General features: G+C 59.2%; 1 protein-coding gene. It reads right to left on the reverse strand.

What is annotated here, in order from left to right:
- On the reverse strand, nt 1-502 hold a 502-nt coding region (locus tag QB898_RS13210), incomplete at both ends, for an RHS domain-containing protein (protein WP_279525320.1).

Below are 502 nucleotides of genomic sequence, written 5' to 3' on the forward strand. Positions count from 1 at the left end.
GAAGCATGGTCTATCCGCGCCTTGCCAAAGGCTTCATATCTGGCTTTCCACGTCGTCTCGCCCGCCTTGTTCAGCGCCAATACGGGCACTCCCAGGTGATCCGTGACCAGGTAGTGGTAGCTGGCTTCTTTCAGGCTGGTTTTGCCGTTCAAGTCCGCCTGCCAGATGGGGTCGATGCTCCACAGGCTGCCTTCTTCTGCGTCTTCGTCCTCCTCGTTGGTTCTGGATTGCTGCGTGTGGGGGTTGAATCCGTACGCCCTGGTGAGCCGGCCTTCTTCATCAGCTTCGGCCATCAGGGCGCTTTCGCCGTTGATGTAGTAGGTGGTGCGGCTTGTTGCGCCTTGCGTGACAGTCTTGGCAATTCTTCGCCCAAAGGGGTCGTAGCGGTATTGGACGGTGAGGCCATCTGCGCTGTCCCTGATTTCGCTGAGTCTGCCTGCTGCGTTGTAGCGCCAGTTTCTTTCCCAGCCTGCGCCGGTTTCCTTGATGAGGTGGCCCAGCG

The organism is Ottowia cancrivicina, from assembly GCF_029813755.1.
Taxonomy (GTDB): Bacteria; Pseudomonadota; Gammaproteobacteria; order Burkholderiales; family Burkholderiaceae_C; genus Ottowia; species Ottowia massiliensis.